This window comes from Nonomuraea sp. B208, from assembly GCF_057536035.1.
In genome coordinates this window covers 201,762-216,504 of the sequence record NZ_BAAJOU010000033.1, presented here as the reverse complement: position 1 = coordinate 216,504, position 14,743 = coordinate 201,762, and the positions used below count along the sequence as shown (strand labels likewise).

The 14,743-nt window shown below is 71.0% G+C and carries 15 protein-coding genes; 7 read left to right on the top strand and 8 right to left on the bottom strand.

Features of this window, described 5'->3' with window-relative positions:
* Positions 1-31: 31 nt before the first annotated feature.
* From AC27IY_RS46415 to AC27IY_RS46400, 4 genes are all read left to right on the top strand, one after another.
* The gene (locus tag AC27IY_RS46415) at positions 32-1,276 is read left to right on the top strand and encodes a glycosyltransferase family 4 protein (RefSeq protein ID WP_487181850.1); all 1,245 of its coding nucleotides are present in this window, start codon (positions 32-34) and stop codon (positions 1,274-1,276) included.
* A 38-nt stretch (positions 1,277-1,314) separates the two neighbouring features.
* Complete coding sequence (locus tag AC27IY_RS46410; RefSeq protein WP_344217603.1) at positions 1,315-2,025, top strand: class I SAM-dependent methyltransferase; 711 nt, start codon at positions 1,315-1,317, stop codon at positions 2,023-2,025.
* On the top strand, positions 2,022-3,089 hold the full coding sequence (locus AC27IY_RS46405; RefSeq protein ID WP_364454276.1) for a prenyltransferase: 1,068 nt from the start codon (positions 2,022-2,024) through the stop codon (positions 3,087-3,089). The genes AC27IY_RS46410 and AC27IY_RS46405 overlap by 4 nt, the downstream gene beginning before the upstream one ends.
* A gap of 81 nt (positions 3,090-3,170) precedes the next feature.
* Positions 3,171-4,205: a DUF1702 family protein gene (locus tag AC27IY_RS46400; RefSeq protein ID WP_449953280.1), complete on the top strand. Its 1,035-nt coding sequence runs from the start codon at positions 3,171-3,173 to the stop codon at positions 4,203-4,205.
* 33 nt (positions 4,206-4,238) lie between these two features.
* Here AC27IY_RS46400 and AC27IY_RS46395 read toward each other — a convergent pair whose 3' ends face one another.
* Complete coding sequence (locus AC27IY_RS46395; protein ID WP_487181913.1) at positions 4,239-4,868, bottom strand: class I SAM-dependent methyltransferase; 630 nt, start codon at positions 4,866-4,868, stop codon at positions 4,239-4,241.
* Between the two features lie 85 nt (positions 4,869-4,953).
* Here AC27IY_RS46395 and AC27IY_RS46390 point away from each other — a divergent pair, with 85 nt between their 5' ends.
* The 3 genes from AC27IY_RS46390 to AC27IY_RS46380 are packed head-to-tail and all read left to right on the top strand — an operon-like array spanning position 4,954 to position 6,705.
* Entirely contained in the window at positions 4,954-5,406 is a 453-nt protein-coding gene (locus AC27IY_RS46390) for a pyridoxamine 5'-phosphate oxidase family protein (RefSeq protein ID WP_344217609.1), read from the top strand.
* The gene (locus AC27IY_RS46385) at positions 5,403-5,594 is read left to right on the top strand and encodes a ferredoxin (RefSeq protein WP_020544112.1); all 192 of its coding nucleotides are present in this window, start codon (positions 5,403-5,405) and stop codon (positions 5,592-5,594) included. The genes AC27IY_RS46390 and AC27IY_RS46385 overlap by 4 nt, the downstream gene beginning before the upstream one ends.
* Before the next feature lie 25 nt (positions 5,595-5,619).
* Positions 5,620-6,705, top strand: a complete 1,086-nt coding sequence (locus AC27IY_RS46380) for a zinc-binding dehydrogenase (RefSeq protein WP_423446587.1) — start codon at positions 5,620-5,622, stop codon at positions 6,703-6,705.
* A 51-nt stretch (positions 6,706-6,756) separates the two neighbouring features.
* On the opposite strand, the gene AC27IY_RS46375 is transcribed toward AC27IY_RS46380, so the two are convergent.
* The 7 genes from AC27IY_RS46375 to AC27IY_RS46345 form a co-directional block, all read right to left on the bottom strand.
* Entirely contained in the window at positions 6,757-7,764 is a 1,008-nt protein-coding gene (locus AC27IY_RS46375) for a sugar phosphate isomerase/epimerase family protein (RefSeq protein ID WP_344217614.1), read from the bottom strand.
* A gap of 2 nt (positions 7,765-7,766) precedes the next feature.
* On the bottom strand, positions 7,767-8,924 hold the full coding sequence (locus AC27IY_RS46370; protein ID WP_423475524.1) for a Gfo/Idh/MocA family protein: 1,158 nt from the start codon (positions 8,922-8,924) through the stop codon (positions 7,767-7,769).
* An 11-nt stretch (positions 8,925-8,935) separates the two neighbouring features.
* Complete coding sequence (locus AC27IY_RS46365) at positions 8,936-9,991, bottom strand: ABC transporter substrate-binding protein (protein WP_329590313.1); 1,056 nt, start codon at positions 9,989-9,991, stop codon at positions 8,936-8,938.
* Entirely contained in the window at positions 9,988-10,989 is a 1,002-nt protein-coding gene (locus AC27IY_RS46360; protein WP_329590311.1) for an ABC transporter permease, read from the bottom strand. The genes AC27IY_RS46365 and AC27IY_RS46360 overlap by 4 nt, the downstream gene beginning before the upstream one ends.
* Positions 10,989-12,473, bottom strand: a complete 1,485-nt coding sequence (locus tag AC27IY_RS46355) for a sugar ABC transporter ATP-binding protein (protein WP_423446589.1) — start codon at positions 12,471-12,473, stop codon at positions 10,989-10,991. Before AC27IY_RS46355 ends, AC27IY_RS46360 begins: the two co-directional genes overlap by 1 nt.
* Before the next feature lie 28 nt (positions 12,474-12,501).
* Positions 12,502-13,659, bottom strand: coding sequence for an ROK family transcriptional regulator (locus tag AC27IY_RS46350; RefSeq protein WP_487181849.1), 1,158 nt, complete (start codon positions 13,657-13,659; stop codon positions 12,502-12,504).
* A 160-nt stretch (positions 13,660-13,819) separates the two neighbouring features.
* The gene (locus AC27IY_RS46345) at positions 13,820-14,692 is read right to left on the bottom strand and encodes an SDR family NAD(P)-dependent oxidoreductase (protein ID WP_487181848.1); all 873 of its coding nucleotides are present in this window, start codon (positions 14,690-14,692) and stop codon (positions 13,820-13,822) included.
* Between the last annotated feature and the right edge of the window lie 51 nt (positions 14,693-14,743).

The window sequence follows — 14,743 nt, the reverse complement described above, 5'->3', positions numbered from 1 at the left end:
TGATCTCAGGCGCCTACCGGCGGAGAAAGGGGTGTCCGTGCGGGAGCGAACGCTGCGGATCGCGCTGCTGTCCTACCGCAGCAAGCCCACCTGTGGCGGCCAGGGTGTCTACCTCCGCCATCTGAGCCGCGAGCTGGTCGCGCTCGGACACCACGTCGAGGTGTTCTCCGGCCCGCCCTATCCCGAGCTGGACGAGGGCGTCATCCTGCGCGAGGTGCCCAGCCTCGACCTCTACCGCGACGAGGACCCGTTCCGCACCCCCAAGCTGCACGAGTACCGCGACTGGATCGACCTGCTGGAAGTCGGCACGATGTGGACCGCCGGGTTCCCCGAGCCGCTGACGTTCACGCTGCGCGCCCTGCGTGAGCTGAAGAAGCGGGTCGGCGACTTCGACGTGGTCCAGGACAACCAGACCCTCGGCTACGGCCTGCTCGGCATCCAGAAGCTGTTCCCGGTGGTCGGCACCATCCACCACCCCATCAGCGTGGACCGCCGCATCGAGCTGGAGGCCGCCCAGGGTGTGAAGAAGCTCACGATGCGCCGCTGGTACGGGTTCGTGAAGATGCAGTCGCGCGTCGCGCCCCGGCTCAGCCCGATCCTCACCGTCAGCGAGTCCTCGCTCGCCGACATCCACCGCGACTTCAACGTCCCCCAGGCCAATCTGCGCCTGATCCCGCTCGGCGTGGACACCCGCTACTTCCACCCCCGCCCGGACAAGCCGAAGCGCAAGGGCTCGATCGTGGCCGTGGCGAGCGCCGACTCCCCCATGAAGGGCGTGGCCACGCTGCTGCGGGCGGTCGCCAAGCTGTCCACCGAGCGCGACGTCAACCTCACCGTGGTCAGCAAGCCCACGCCCGGCGGCCCCACCGAGCAGCTCGTCCAGGAGCTGTCGCTGCAGGACCGGGTGCGCTTCGTGCACGGCATCTCCGACGACGAGCTGGGCGAGCTGATCGCCACCTCGGAGATCTCGGTCGTGCCGTCGCTGTACGAGGGCTTCTCGCTGCCCGCCGTCGAGCACATGGCCTGCGGCACGCCGCTGATCGCCAGCCGCACCGGTGCGCTGCCCGAGGTCGTCGGCGACGCGGCCGTACAGGTGCCGCCCGGCGACGCCGAGGAGCTGGCCGCCGCGCTGCGCCGCCTGCACGACTCTGCCGAGGAGCGCGAGCGGGTGGGCAGGGCGGGCTACGACCGCGTCATGGAGCGCTACACCTGGCACGTCGTGGCCAAGCGCACGGTCGAGGCCTACCACGAGGCCATCGCCGCACACCGCCCCTGACCCCCACCCCCGACACCGATCGCGAGGAGAGACCACCAGTGCTGACCGTGGACTTCGCCCGGCTGCCCGTCGGCCCCGGCGTGCGCGTGCTCGACCTGGGCTGCGGCGGCGGCCGGCACGCCTTCGAGGTGCTACGTCGCGGGGCGGACGTGATCGCCTTCGACATGGACCAGGCGGAGCTGGACAACGTGGCGAACATGTTCGCGGCGATGGACAAGGCGGGCGAGGTGCCGCCGGACGCGAGCGGCCGCACCGTCCAGGGCACGGCGCTGGACATGCCGTTCGAGGACGGCAGCTTCGACCGGGTGATCGCGGCCGAGGTGCTGGAGCACATCCCCGACGACATGGCGGCCATGGCCGAGATCTTCCGCGTGCTGAGGCCGGGCGGCACCGCCGCGATCACCGTGCCGAGCTTCCTGCCCGAGCGCATCTGCTGGGCGCTGGACGAGGCGTACCACACCGCGCCGGGCGGCCACGTGCGCATCTACACGCTCGCCGAGCTGTCGGCCAAGCTCAAGTCCACCGGCTTCGAGATCGGCCCGCACCACCACGCGCACGGGCTGCACTCCCCCTACTGGTGGATCAAGTGCGCGGTCGGCGTCAACAACGACGACCACCCGCTCGCGAAGGCGTACCACGAGCTGCTGGTCTGGGACATCATGAAGCGCCCGGCCGTCACCCAGATCGCCGAGGCCGTGCTCAACCCGATCATCGGCAAGAGCGTGGTCCTCTACGTAAAGAAGCCATGATCTCCCGAGCGGAGGTCGTACGCACGGCCGAGAGCATCGCCGCGCTGCAGCAGGAGGACGGCGGCGTCCCGTGGCCGGAAGGGCACGTGGACGCCTGGAACCACGTCGAGTGCCTGATGGCCATGACGGTCGCGGGGCTCGCCGAGCCGGTCCGGCGCGGCTACGCCTACCTGGCCCGCCACCAGCGCGCCGACGGCTCCTGGCCGATGAAGCTGGTGGACGGGGCCGGCGTGGAGCTGGGCGGCGAGACCAACCACGCCGCCTACGTCGCCGTCGGCGTCTGGCACCACCACCTCGTCACCGGCGACCGGGCCTTCACCGAGGAGTCCTGGCCCATGGTCAAGGCCGCGCTCGACTACGTGGCCGGGCTGCAGACCGAGCGCGGCGAGATCGTGTGGGAGCGTGACGCGCGGGGCAGGCCCTCGTCGTACGCGCTGCTCACCGGCTGCTCCTCCATCCACCAGGGGCTGCGCTGCGGCGTGCTGCTCGGCGACCTGCTGGGCGATCCGCAGCCGCACTGGGAGCTGGCCGCCGACCGGCTCGCGCACGTGCTGGGCGCGCATCCGGAGGCGTTCGCCGACAAGAGCCGCTTCTCGATGGACTGGTACTACCCGGTGCTGGGCGGCGCGGTGCGCGGACAGCAGGCGTTCGAGCTGCTGGACCGCGAGTGGACGACGTTCGTGGTGCCGGGGCTCGGCATCCGGTGCGTCTCCGACCAGCCGTGGGTGACCGGGGCCGAGACGTGCGAGCTGGTGCTGGCGCTGGACGCGCTCGGCGACCGCGAGCGGGCCGCGCGGCTCTTCTCCGACATGCAGCACCTGCGGCACGAGGACGGCTCGTACTGGACGGGCTGGCAGTTCGTGAACCGCAAGCACTTCCCGCACGAGCGCTCCGGCTACACGGCGGCGGCGGTGGTCCTCGCGGCCGACGCGCTCATGGAGCTCTCCCCCGGCTCCGGGCTGTTCCGCGACGTGGAGCGTACGGCGACGTTCGATCCCGACGTGTGCGGCTGCGCGGCAGGCATCCGCGTCCCCCCGCAGGCGGCCGAGCGGGAGACCCCCTAGGCAAGCGCTTTTGCCGCTTCTTTGCCCCGGACGTCCGGTGTGCCGCCGGTGAGGGCCGCATTGGGGTCACTAGCTTCGTGAGTGGCCGTACGAGGCGTCTTCGGGGGAAGCGTGGGCGACACGGGCACAACTTCGTTCTTGGACCAGGCCGGGATCGAGCCGACACTGACGCCGGCGAAGAGACTGCGAAGGTTCCTGACCAAGGATCCACTGGAGTCCGATCTGAGCCGGCGGAGATTCCGGCTCAGGCCCGGGCCGGCTCGAACGGTCTTCTCGGAAGCCGAGAAGTCATACATTTTCGGCTTCAATGCGGTGATGTCGAAAGAAGTGGAGAAGGTCGAGGAGGTTCCCGCGGACCGGCGGCCCTTCGGCTACGAGGGGGCGGCGGCCGCCTGCACCGTACTCGACCTGCTCACGCTCTCACGGGGCCGGCGCCTTCACGAGCTGCTCGCCGGCCCCGCCCGGCACCACCGCCACGCCGCCTACCTGGGGGCCGGACGCGGCTACGCGCTGCTGCGGCTGCGGCCGGTGCGCGGCGCGCGCCTGGCTCACCCGCTGCTGCGCTGGCTGGCGGTGGACGGCTTCGGCTTCCAGCGCTCCCTCGCCAGGACCGACCGGCTGGTGGGCGAGCGGGTCATGCCCGACCTGCTGACCCGGGCCCACTGCGCGGCCTTCGACCAGGGGCTGGGGCGGCTGCTGTGGTACCACGACTGCGCCGCGCCCGACGACGTGGCGGCCAGGATCGCCGGGTTCCCCGCCGTGCGGCGGGCGGACCTGTGGAGCGGGGCGGGGTTCGCGGCGGCGTACACGGGCGGTGCCGAGCCCGAGGAGCTGCGGTGGCTGGCCGAGCACGCCTCGGCCGACGGCTTCCGCGCCCATCTGGCGCAGGGGTGCGCCCTCGCGGTGGCCGCCCGGCTGTGCTCGGGGACGCTGCCCGAGCACACGGGGCAGGCGGCGGCCGTCCTGGTGGGAGCCGACGCCGAGGAGGCGGCGTCCTGGACCGACCAGGCGCTCATCGAGCTCGGCCACGAGGCCCGCACGCACGACGACTTCCGCGGCTGGCAGGCGCGGATCCGCCAGTCGTGGACCCGCACCCGGCGCCGCCAGAGCGCCTGAGCGGGCCCGGACGGGCCGGCGCCGTGCCGAGAGTCAGATGCCCGGCGCGACGCGCTCCAGCACGCGCAGCGAGCCCTCCACGGACTTCTCCTGGAACGCTCCGGACTCCAGCGCCCGCAGGTAGACCCGGTAGGGCGCCTGACCGCCGTCGGCCGGGTCGGGGTAGATGTCGTGGAAGACCAGCGCCCCGCCCTCCCGGACGTGCGGCGCCCAGCCCTCGTAGTCGCGGGTGACCGGCTCCTCGGAGTGGCCGCCGTCGATGAACAGCATGCCGAGCGGCGTGTTCCACAGGGCGGCCACGCGCTCGGAGCGCCCGACGACCGCGATGACCTCCTCCTCCAGGCCCGCGTTCGCGATCGTGGCGCGGAAGGTCGGCAGGGAGTCCATCTTGCCGAAGCGGGGGTCCACGAGGGTGGGGTCGTGATGGGCCCAGCCGGGCTGGATCTCCTCCGAGCCGCGGTGGTGGTCGACCGTGACGACGACGGAGCCGGCCTCGCGGGCGGCGGCGCCGAGGTAGACGGCGGACTTGCCGCAGTAGGTGCCGATCTCGCAGATCGGGCCGAGCGCGCCGTACTGACGGGCCGCTTCGTAGAGTGCCAGCCCTTCGGCGAGCGGCATGAACCCCTTGGCGTGCTTGGCTGCGTGGAGCAGCTCCGGCGGCATCGACATGGAAGGCCACCCTAGCCGAACCGAACAACATTCCAGGAGCCTCTTGCAGCCCACTTCTGGAACCTGTTCTACTGGCCACGTGAATCAGCGCGCTCGCATCGCGATGTCGGACGAGGAAGTGGCCGCCCTCCTGGAGGGCTCGCGCAAGCTGCAGCTCGCGACGATCAACCCCGACGGCACGCCCCACCTGGTGACGATGTTCTACGGCCTCGACGACGGCCGCATCGCCTTCTGGACGTACGGCAAGGCCCAGAAGGCCCGCAACCTGGCCCGCGACCCCCGCGTGAGCTGCCTCATCGAGGCCGGCGACGACTACGCCGAGCTCCGCGGCGTCCTGCTGTACGGCAAGGCCGAGCGGATCGACGACCCCGACCGGATCATGGACATCGGCATGCTGGTCGCCCGCCGCATGACCCCCGGGGTGGCCGACGACCTGCTCCGCCCGTACGTCGAGCAGACCGGCCGCAAGCGGATCGCGTACGTCGTCGAACGCACCAAAGTGGTCTCATGGGACCACAGGAGGCTGTCATGAAGGTGAAGGTGGACGAGCTGGTCTGCGAGGCCAACGCCGTGTGCATGGGCCTCGCGCCGGAGGTCTTCGACGTCGACGACGACGACCAGCTCCACATCCTGCTGCCCGAGCCACCCCCCGAGCTGCACGACCGCGTCCGGCACGCGGTCCGCTCCTGCCCCAAAGCCGCCCTCTCCATCGAGGAATAGGTCCACCGCCGAGGAGGAACGCCCCATGCGTGCCGCAATCCTGACCGCCGTAGGCAACGACAAGCTGGAGATCCGCGACGACGTGACGCTGGCGCCCATGGGCCCGGCGGACGTGCGCGTACGGATCAAGGCCACCGGCGTCTGCCATTCGGACCTGTCCGCCATGTCCGGGGTGCTGCCGCAGCCCGTGCCGCTCGTCCCCGGCCACGAAGGGGCGGGCGAGGTGGTCGAAGTGGGCGAGCACGTCGACAACCTCCAGCCCGGCGACCACGTCGTCATCAACTGGTCGCCCGCCTGCCACGCCTGCGACCTGTGCCTGGGCGGGCAGCCCTACCTGTGCACCAAGTTCATGATCGAGTCGTTCAGCAACGGCCGGTTCCGGCTGGGCGGCGACACGACGGCGTTCGGGATGGCGGGCTGCGGCACCTGGGCCGAGGAGATCATCGTGCCCTGGCAGGGCGCGATCAAGATCGACCCGGAGGTGTCGTGGGAGGCGGCGGCGCTCATCGGTTGCGGCATCACGACCGGCGTGGGCGCGGCGATCAACACCGCCAAGGTGCGCCCCGGCTCTACGGTCGCGGTGATCGGCTGCGGCGGCGTCGGCCTGTCGGTCATCCAGGGCGCCCGCGTCTCCGGCGCGCGGACGATCCTCGCCGTGGACCCGCTGGAGTCCAAGCACGAGCTGGCCAAGAAGGTCGGCGCCACCCACGCCGTGACGCCCGACCAGGTCCCCGACGCGATCAACGAGCTGACCGGCGGTGCCGGCTTCGACTACGGCTTCGAGGTCGTCGGCAAGGCCGCCACCGTCCAGACCGCCTGGCAGATCACCCGGCGCGGCGGCGACGTCATCGTGGTCGGCGCGGGCGCGATGGACGACATGTGGTCGGTCTCGGCCTTCAGCCTGCTCTTCGAGGGCAAGCACCTGCACTCCAGCCTGTACGGCGAGTCCGACGTGCGGCACGACTTCCCGTACTTCGCCAAGCTCCACCAGGCCGGCAAGCTGGACCTCGACTCGATGATCAGCGCCAGGATCCGCCTCACCGACCTCAACGACGCCGTGGCGGCCCTGCGCGGCGGCGAGGTGCTGCGCCAGATCGTCGTGATCGACTGACGGGACCAAGCGCCTGGTCCCGCCGGATCGATCCGGCGGGACCGGCGCGTGTCACTCGGTGGCGAAGGCCGCGTCGAAGGCGGTGGCCGGCGGCGTGATGGCGTTGAGCGTACGGATGTAGCCCACCGCCTCACGCGCGCCGTCCAGCCGGTCCATGCCGGCGTCCTCCCACTCGATGGAGATCGGCCCGTCGTAGCCGATCGCGTTGAGCGCCCGGAAGCAGTCCTCCCAGGGCACGTCGCCGCGCCCGGTCGAGACGAAGTCCCAGCCGCGCCGCATGTCGGCCCAGGCCAGGTGCGACGACAGCCGGCCGCGGCGGCCGTCGCCGACGCGCATCCGGGTGTCCTTGCAGTCGACGTGGTAGATGCGGTCCTTGAAGTCGAGGATGAAGTTCACCGGGTCGATGTCCTGCCACACCATGTGCGACGGGTCCCAGTTGAGCCCGAACGCCGGCCGGTTGCCGACCGCCTCCAGCGCCCGGACCGTCGTGTAGTAGTCGTAGGCGATCTCGCTCGGGTGCACCTCGTGGGCGAAACGCACGCCGACCTCGTCGAAGACGTCGAGGATGGGGTTCCAGCGGTCGGCGAAGTCCTGGTAGCCGGCGTCGATCACCGAGGCGGGCACGGGCGGGAACATCGCGACCGTGTGCCAGATGGACGAGCCGGTGAAGCCCACGACCGTGTCCACGCCGAGCAGCGCGGCGGCCCGCGCCGTGTCCTTCATCTCCTCGGCCGCGGCCTGACGCACGGACTCGGGGTCGCCCTCGCCCCAGATGCGGGCCGGCAGGATGCCCTTGTGCCGCTCGTCGATCGGGTGGTCGCAGACGGCCTGGCCCACCAGGTGGTTGGAGATCGTCCACACCTTCAGGCCGTGCTTGTCGAGCTGGGCGCGCTTCTGCTCGACGTACGACGGGTCGGCGATCGCCTTGTCCACCTCGAAGTGGTCGCCCGAGCAGGCGATCTCCAGCCCGTCGTAGCCCCACTCGGCCGCCAGCCGGCACACCTCCTCGAACGGCAGGTCCGCCCACTGTCCGGTGAACAGGGTGATTGGTCGGGTCATCGTCAATCCTCCACGTTCGTGTAACGGCCGCCGTCGGCCGCGCTGCGCTCGACCGCCTCCAGCACCCGCTGCACCCGCAGCCCGTCGGCGAAGGACGGCGACGGGTCGGCGCCGGTGGCGACGGCCTCCAGGAAGTCCTTGATCTCGTGGGTGAAAGTGTGCTCGTAGCCGAGGCCGTGGCCGGGCGGCCACCAGGCTCCCGCGTACGGATGGTCGGGCTCGGTGACCAGGATGCGCTCGAACCCGCCGCCGCCCTCGGAGACCCACAGCTCGTTCATCGACTCGAAGTCGAAGGCGAGGCTGCCGAGCCCGCCGTTGATCTCCAGGCGCATGGCGTTCTTGCGCCCGGTGGCGAACCTGGTGGCCTCGAAGGAGGCGAGCGCCCCGCCCGACAGCCGGCCGATGAACAGCGCGGCGTCGTCGACCGTGACCTCGCCGGTGGACTCGGCCCGCGACGCGCCGAGCCCGGCCGACTCGCCCGCGAGCGGGCGGTGCTTGACGAAGGTCTCGGTCAGGCCCGAGACGCCGACGACCTGCTGGCCGGTGACGTACTCGGCGGCGTCCACGATGTGCGAGCCGATGTCGCCGAGCGCGCCCGCGCCCGCCTTGTCCTTCTGCAGCCGCCACACCAGCGGGAACTCGGGATCGACGATCCAGTCCTGGAGGTATTGGGCGCGTACGTGCCGGATCTCGCCGAGCCGGCCCTCCTCGACGTACCGGCGGGCCAGCGCGATCGCCGGAACCCGCCGGTAGTTGAAGGCCACCATGCTCTTGACCGAGGGCGGCGCGGCGGCGGCGGCCCGCACCATCGCCTCCGCCTCGGCCACGGTGTTGGCCAGCGGCTTCTCGCAGAGCACGTGCTTGCCTGCGGCGAGCGCGGCCACGGCGATCTCGGCGTGCGAGTCACCGGGCGTGCAGATGTCGACGATCTGCACGTCGTCCCGCTCGATCAGCGCGCGCCAGTCGGTCTCGGCGGCGGCCCAGCCGAGCTGCGCCGCCGCTGCCTCGGTGCGCTCCTTCGACCGGCCGCAGATCGCCGCCATGCGCGGCGCCAGCGGCAGGTCGAAGAAGGCCCCGACGCTCCGCCAGGCCTGGGAGTGGACGCGGCCCATGAACGCGTAGCCGATCATGCCCACGCCGATGGTGGTCTTGTCTGACATGCAACCCCCGATCAGGATTCGAAGCCGAGTTCCAGGTATTTCTCGACGTTGTCCTTGGTAATGGTCTCGGAAGCGAGCGTGATGGACTGCGGAACGGAGTTCTCCACGAGGTCACTCATCCCCTTCCCCTGCGCGACCAAGCGAGCCAGCCTGATCGCCGAGGAGGCCATGGTCGGGCTGTAGGTGACGGTCGCCTTGAGCACCGAGGTGCCCGACTGGATCTCCTTCATCGCGTTCAGCGAGCCGGCGCCGCCGACCATGATGAACTCGTCGCGGCCCGCCTCCTTGATCGCGGCGAGCACGCCCACGCCCTGGTCGTCGTCGTGGTTCCACATGGCGTCGATCTTCTTGTGCGCCTGCAGCAGCGACGTCGCCACCTGGTTGCCGGTCTCGACCGTGAACTTGGCGTCCTGCTTGGCCGTCACGCTGAACCCGTAGGTCTTCAGCGCGTCGGCGAAGCCCTTGCTGCGGTCCTGGGTGAGCGGCAGCGTGGCGATGCCCTGGATCTCGACGATCACCGGGTTCGACACGCCCTTGTCCTTGAGCTGCTTGCCGATGAAGTGGCCGGCCGCCACGCCCATGCCGTAGTTGTCGCCGCCGATCCACGTACGGTAGGCCAGCTTGTCGGGGAAGACGCGGTCCAGGTTGATCACCGGGATGCCCGCCGCCGTGGCCTGCAGGGCGACCTGGTTGAGCTGCTGGCCGTCGTTGGGCAGGATGACCAGCGCGTTCACCTTCTGCGCGATCAGCGACTCGACCGCGGAGATCTGCTGGTTGATGTCGTTGGTCGGCTCGACCGGCTTGAAGTCGATGTCGCTGTACTGCTTGGCGGTGGCCTCGGCGTTCTTGGCGATCGCGGCGATCCAGCCGTGGTCGGCCGCCGGCGCGGAGAAGCCGATGGTGACCTTGGTGCCGGGCTGGTCGTTGCCGCTCGCGGCGGGGGCGGGGGCCGCCGCGGCGCTGCTGGGCGCCGCTGCGGGCTCGTTGCTGGTGCAGCCCGCGGCGAGCAGTGCGGCTCCGCCGAGCCCGCCGACGAGGAATCCCCTGCGCGCGACGTTCTCACTCATGTTGCTCTCTCCTTCAGGTTCCGTCGCTGGAGAAGGACGGCGACGACGATGATCAGGCCCTTCGCGATCAGCTGGTCGCTGGTGTCGAGGCCGTTGAGGATGAACAGGTTGGTGATGAGGGTGAAGATCAGCAGACCCAGGATCGAGCCGATGATCGTCCCCCGGCCCCCGGTGAGCAGCGTGCCGCCGATGATCACGGCGGCGATGGCGTCCAGCTCGTACAGATCGCCGTGCGTGGACGAGCCCGTGGTGGTCCTGGCCATGATGAGGATGGCGGCGATGCCGCAGCACAGCCCGGACAGCGCGTAGAGCAGCATGGTGTGCCGGCGCACGTCGATGCCGGCCAGGCGGGCCGCCTCGGGGTTGCCGCCCACCGCGTACGTCCGCCGCCCGAACGTGGTGCGGTTGAGCACCACCCATCCGAGCGCCACGACCAGGGCGAAGATGTAGACCAGCAGCGGGACGCCGAGCACCCGCGTGGTCGACAGCTCGACGAGGGCGGCGTTGTCGGGCTGGACGAGCTGCGTCCTGCGGTCCGACATCCGCTGGGCCAGGCCGCGCGCGGCCACGAGCATGGCCAGCGTGGCGATGAACGGCACCAGCCGCCCGTAGGCGATCAGCCATCCGCTGACCAGCCCGGCCCCGGTGCCGACGAGGATCGCGCAGATGGCCATGACCCATGGCCCGTACGCCTGCGTGGCCAGCGTCGTCGCCCAGACCGAGGCCAGCGCCATGACCGCGCCCACCGACAGGTCGATGCCGCCGCCGATGATGACGAACGTCGCGCCGACCGTGATGACGCCGATCGTGGCGGCCAGCGACAGGATGCTGACCAGGTTGGAGGTGGTGGCGAAGTTCTCCGGCCGGGTCACCAGGCCGACCACCACCAGGATCGCCAGCGCCACCAGCAGTCCGAGGTGGCGCATCTCGCCCAGGCGGCGCGTGGGCGCGAGCGCCGCCACCCCCGCCGCGCGGCGGTCCGTCGTGGGCTCGCTCATCAGGCCGCCCTCCCATTCATGATCATGTCCAGTACGCGGTGCTCGTCGAGCTCCGCGGCGTCGCCCTCGTGGATGACCGACCCCTCGCGCAGCACCAGCACCCGGTCGGCCAGGCCCAGCACCTCGGGCACCTCGCTGGAGACCAGCAGCACGCCGATGCCGCGTTCGGCCAGGTCGTGGATGACGGCGTAGAGCTCGGCCCGCGCGCCCACGTCGACGCCGCGGGTGGGCTCGTCGAGCAGCAGGAGCTTGCGCCCGCCGAGCAGCCAGCGGGCCAGCACGGCCTTCTGCTGGTTGCCGCCCGACAGGGTGCGGATCGGGCGTTCGATGTCGGGTGGCCGGATGTCCAGCATCTCGGACAGGCGCTGGGCCTCGGCCCGTTCCCGCTTGCGGTCGAGCCAGCCGAACCTGGCGAAGCCGGGCAGGCTGCCGAGCGTGATGTTGGCGGTGACGCTCTGGTCGAGGAGCAGGGCCTGGGCCTTGCGCTCCTCGGGGGCGAGCCCCATGCCGCGCCGTACGGCGCCGACCACGCCGCGTCCCGCAGGCTGCCCGTCGAGCAGCACGCGGCCGGTGGCGGAGCGGGCTCCGTAGACGGCCTCCAGGATCTCGGAGCGTCCCGAGCCGACGAGCCCTGCCAGCCCCACGATCTCCCCCGCGCGGACCGAGAACGACACGCCGGAGAAGACGCCGGGCGCGCTCAGGTTCTCCACCCGCAGCACCTCCTCGCCGAAGGTGCGCCCACCGCGCGGCGGGAAGACGTACTCGACGTTGCGGCCGGTCATGAGGGAGACGATCTGCGTGGTGGGCGTGTCGCGGGCGGGCAGGCCGACGGCGACCGTACGGCCGTCCTTCAGCACCGTCACCCGGTCGCCGATCTCGCGGATCTCCTCCAGACGGTGGGAGATGTAGACGACGGCGACGCCCTGGGCGGTCAGCTCGCGGATGATCCGGAAGAGGTTGCCGACCTCGTCGTGGGCGAGTGCGGCCGACGGCTCGTCCATGATGATGAGCCGGGCGTCGTGGGAGAGCGCCCGCGCCATCGACACGACCTGCTTGGCCGCCGGGGACAGCCGGCCCACCTCGGCGGACGGCCGGATCTCGCCGTGGCCGAGGCGTTCGAGCACCTCGCGGGCGGCCTTGTTGGCCGCCGCGCGGTTGACGAAGCCGAGCTTGGCGGGCTCGTGGCCGAGGAAGATGTTCTCGGCCACGCTGAGCCCGTCGACCAGGTCGAGCTCCTGGTAGATGGTGGCGATGCCGAGCCTGATGGCGTCGATGGGACTGGTGGGGCGCACCTGGTCGCCGTTGAAGACGATGGTGCCCTCGTCCGGCTGGTGCGCGCCGGCCAGGACCTTGATGAGCGTGGACTTCCCCGCGCCGTTCTGGCCGAGCAGGCAGTGCACCTCGCCGGCCCGTACGTCGAGGTCCACGCCGTCCAGCGCGCGCACCCCTGGGAACTGTTTGACGATGCCCTTGATCACCAGCATCGGTGGTCCTTGTCTGTCGGCCCGGTGGTCAGGCGCTGACGATGCGGTTGATGTTCTCGGGTGAGAGGTAGTGCTCGATGGCGAGCAGGCCCGCCCCGAGCGCGGCCGCGTCGATCCCGGTGCGGCTCGGCGTGATGGACAGGTGGTGCGTGGCGAGCGGCAGCGAGCGGCGGTAGACCGTCTCCCTGATGCCGGCCAGCAGATGTTCGTGCACCCGCGACAGCGCGCCGCCGATGACGATGACCTCGGGGTTGAAGAAGTTGACCAGACCGGCCAGCACCTCGCCGATGTGCCGGCCGGCCTCCCTGACCAGGCGGAGCGCCTGCGTGTCGCCGGCCTGGACGAGCGCCACCACGTCGGCGCCGCTCTCGGCCGGCAGGCCCAGCTCGGCGAGTTTGCGGGCGATGGCGGCGCCGCCGGCCACGGCCTCCAGGCAGGCGCTGTTGCCGCAGCGGCAGCCGGCGTCGTCCTGGCCGCTCACCCGAATGTGGCCGATGTCGCCGGCCGAGCCCTGGGCGCCGCGGTGCAGCTTGCCGTCGGCCACGATGCCGCAGCCGATGCCGGTGCCGACCTTGACGAACAGCAGGTGCCTGGTGTCCGGGAAGGAGTGGCGGTGCTCGCCGAGCGCCATCACGTTGACGTCGTTGTCGACGAGGACGCTGACGCCGCCGAAGTACTCAGGCACGGGGTAGTCGTTCCAGCCCGGCATGATCGGCGGGTTGTTCGGCCGCCCGGTGGCGAACTCGACCGGCCCCGGCACGCCGATGCCGATCGCGCGGAGCATGGGCCGGGTCCGGCCCGCCTCGCCGAGCAGCCGGTCGAGCCGCTGGTCGACGTGGGCGAGCACGTGCTCCGGGCCCTCGCCGATGAGCAGCGGGTCCTCGCACTCGGCGAGCACCTGCCCGGAGATGTCCATGAGCGCGACCCGGCAGTGCGTGGCCCCGAGGTCGACGCCGGCGAAGGCGTGGTCCTCGGCGTGCAGGCGGAGCTGGCGCGGCGGCCGGCCCCCCGTGGACTCGCCGCTCTCGCTCTCCTCGACCAGGCCGCGCTCGATCAGAGCGTCCACACGCTGGGAGATCGTGGACCGGGCGAGGCCGGTAAGCCTCGCGAGGTCGGAACGGGTCGTCGCCGAGCCGGCGCTGATGAGCGTCAGCACGTCGCCGGCGGAGCCCGGCTGGGGGGTCATGCCGCCGACAATAAGGTCACCGATGCGGCAAATCAATAGTGAGAATCGACCGAACTCGCCTGACTTCCGTCGATGACCGAACAAAGTGGGTGTTGTTGCCGTACAAGCGGAAAGCCGGTCCCCGTGTGGGGACCGGCTTCCTGACAGGCGTCGTACGCCTCTAGAGCATGGCCTTCATCGAGTCGCTCGCCGACAGCACGTACGGCTGCTCCGCCATGATCGACTCCCAGTTGTCCGCGATGGCCTCCGGCGTGATGTCGTCGGTCTTCCAGCCGGGCCCCTCGGCCACGAACACCCGCGCCACCCGCCCCGCGCCGACCGTGAACACCTCGCCGCTGACCTCGCAGGAGTCGTGCACCAGATAGGCCACCAGCGCGCTCACCCGCTCCGGCGTGAACTTGGCCTCGAACTCGGCCGGCAGCAGCGACTCGGTCATCCGGGTCCAGGCGACCGGGGCGATGGCGTTGGCCCTGATGCCGCTGCGCGCGCCCTCGATGCCGAGCGTCTTGGTGAGCCCGACCAGGCCCATCTTGGCCGTGGAGTAGTTGGCCTGGCCGAAGTTGCCGAACAGGCCGGCCGGGCTGGAGGTGTTGACCACGCGGCCGTAGCCGGCGGCCTTCATGATCGGGTAGGCGGCGAGGCTGACCAGGAACGAGCCGCGTACGTGCACGGCCATGACCGCGTCGAACTCCTCGACCGTCATCTTGCCGAACGACTTGTCCCGCAGGATGCCCGCGTTGTTGATGACGATGTCGACCTTGCCGAACGCGTCCACGGCCGCGTTCACGATGTCTCGCGCGCCCTCAGGGGTGGCGACGTTGCCGGCGTTGGCGATGGCCTGGCCGCCGTTCTTGTTGATGAGCTCGGCCACCTCCGCGGCGGGGCCCGCGGAGGCCCCCGTGCCGTCGAGCGCGCCCCCGAGGTCGTTGACGACGACCTTGGCGCCTCGCTCGGCCAGCAGGAGCGCGTGCGACCTGCCGAGGCCGTGCCCGGCCCCTGTGACGATCGCGACCCTGTCATCGAACCGAAGCATGGAACCTCCATGGCAGGAGAACAACGTTCTAGTACGAGTACCATAACCCGC

Bases quoted from the DNA above. Each gene is read 5' to 3' on its own strand.
- AC27IY_RS46375 (WP_344217614.1), bottom strand. From the start codon at position 7,764: ATGACCCGACCAATCACCCTGTTCACCGGACAGTGGGCGGACCTGCCG.
- AC27IY_RS46370 (WP_423475524.1), bottom strand. From the start codon at position 8,924: ATGTCAGACAAGACCACCATCGGCGTGGGCATGATCGGCTACGCGTTC.
- AC27IY_RS46395 (WP_487181913.1), bottom strand. From the start codon at position 4,868: ATGCCGCCGGAGCTGCTCCACGCAGCCAAGCACGCCAAGGGGTTCATG.
- AC27IY_RS46360 (WP_329590311.1), bottom strand. From the start codon at position 10,989: ATGAGCGAGCCCACGACGGACCGCCGCGCGGCGGGGGTGGCGGCGCTC.
- AC27IY_RS46365 (WP_329590313.1), bottom strand. From the start codon at position 9,991: ATGAGTGAGAACGTCGCGCGCAGGGGATTCCTCGTCGGCGGGCTCGGC.
- AC27IY_RS46405 (WP_364454276.1), top strand. From the start codon at position 2,022: ATGATCTCCCGAGCGGAGGTCGTACGCACGGCCGAGAGCATCGCCGCG.
- AC27IY_RS46385 (WP_020544112.1), top strand. From the start codon at position 5,403: ATGAAGGTGAAGGTGGACGAGCTGGTCTGCGAGGCCAACGCCGTGTGC.
- AC27IY_RS46380 (WP_423446587.1), top strand. From the start codon at position 5,620: ATGCGTGCCGCAATCCTGACCGCCGTAGGCAACGACAAGCTGGAGATC.
- AC27IY_RS46355 (WP_423446589.1), bottom strand. From the start codon at position 12,473: ATGCTGGTGATCAAGGGCATCGTCAAACAGTTCCCAGGGGTGCGCGCG.
- AC27IY_RS46350 (WP_487181849.1), bottom strand. From the start codon at position 13,659: ATGACCCCCCAGCCGGGCTCCGCCGGCGACGTGCTGACGCTCATCAGC.
- AC27IY_RS46345 (WP_487181848.1), bottom strand. From the start codon at position 14,692: ATGCTTCGGTTCGATGACAGGGTCGCGATCGTCACAGGGGCCGGGCAC.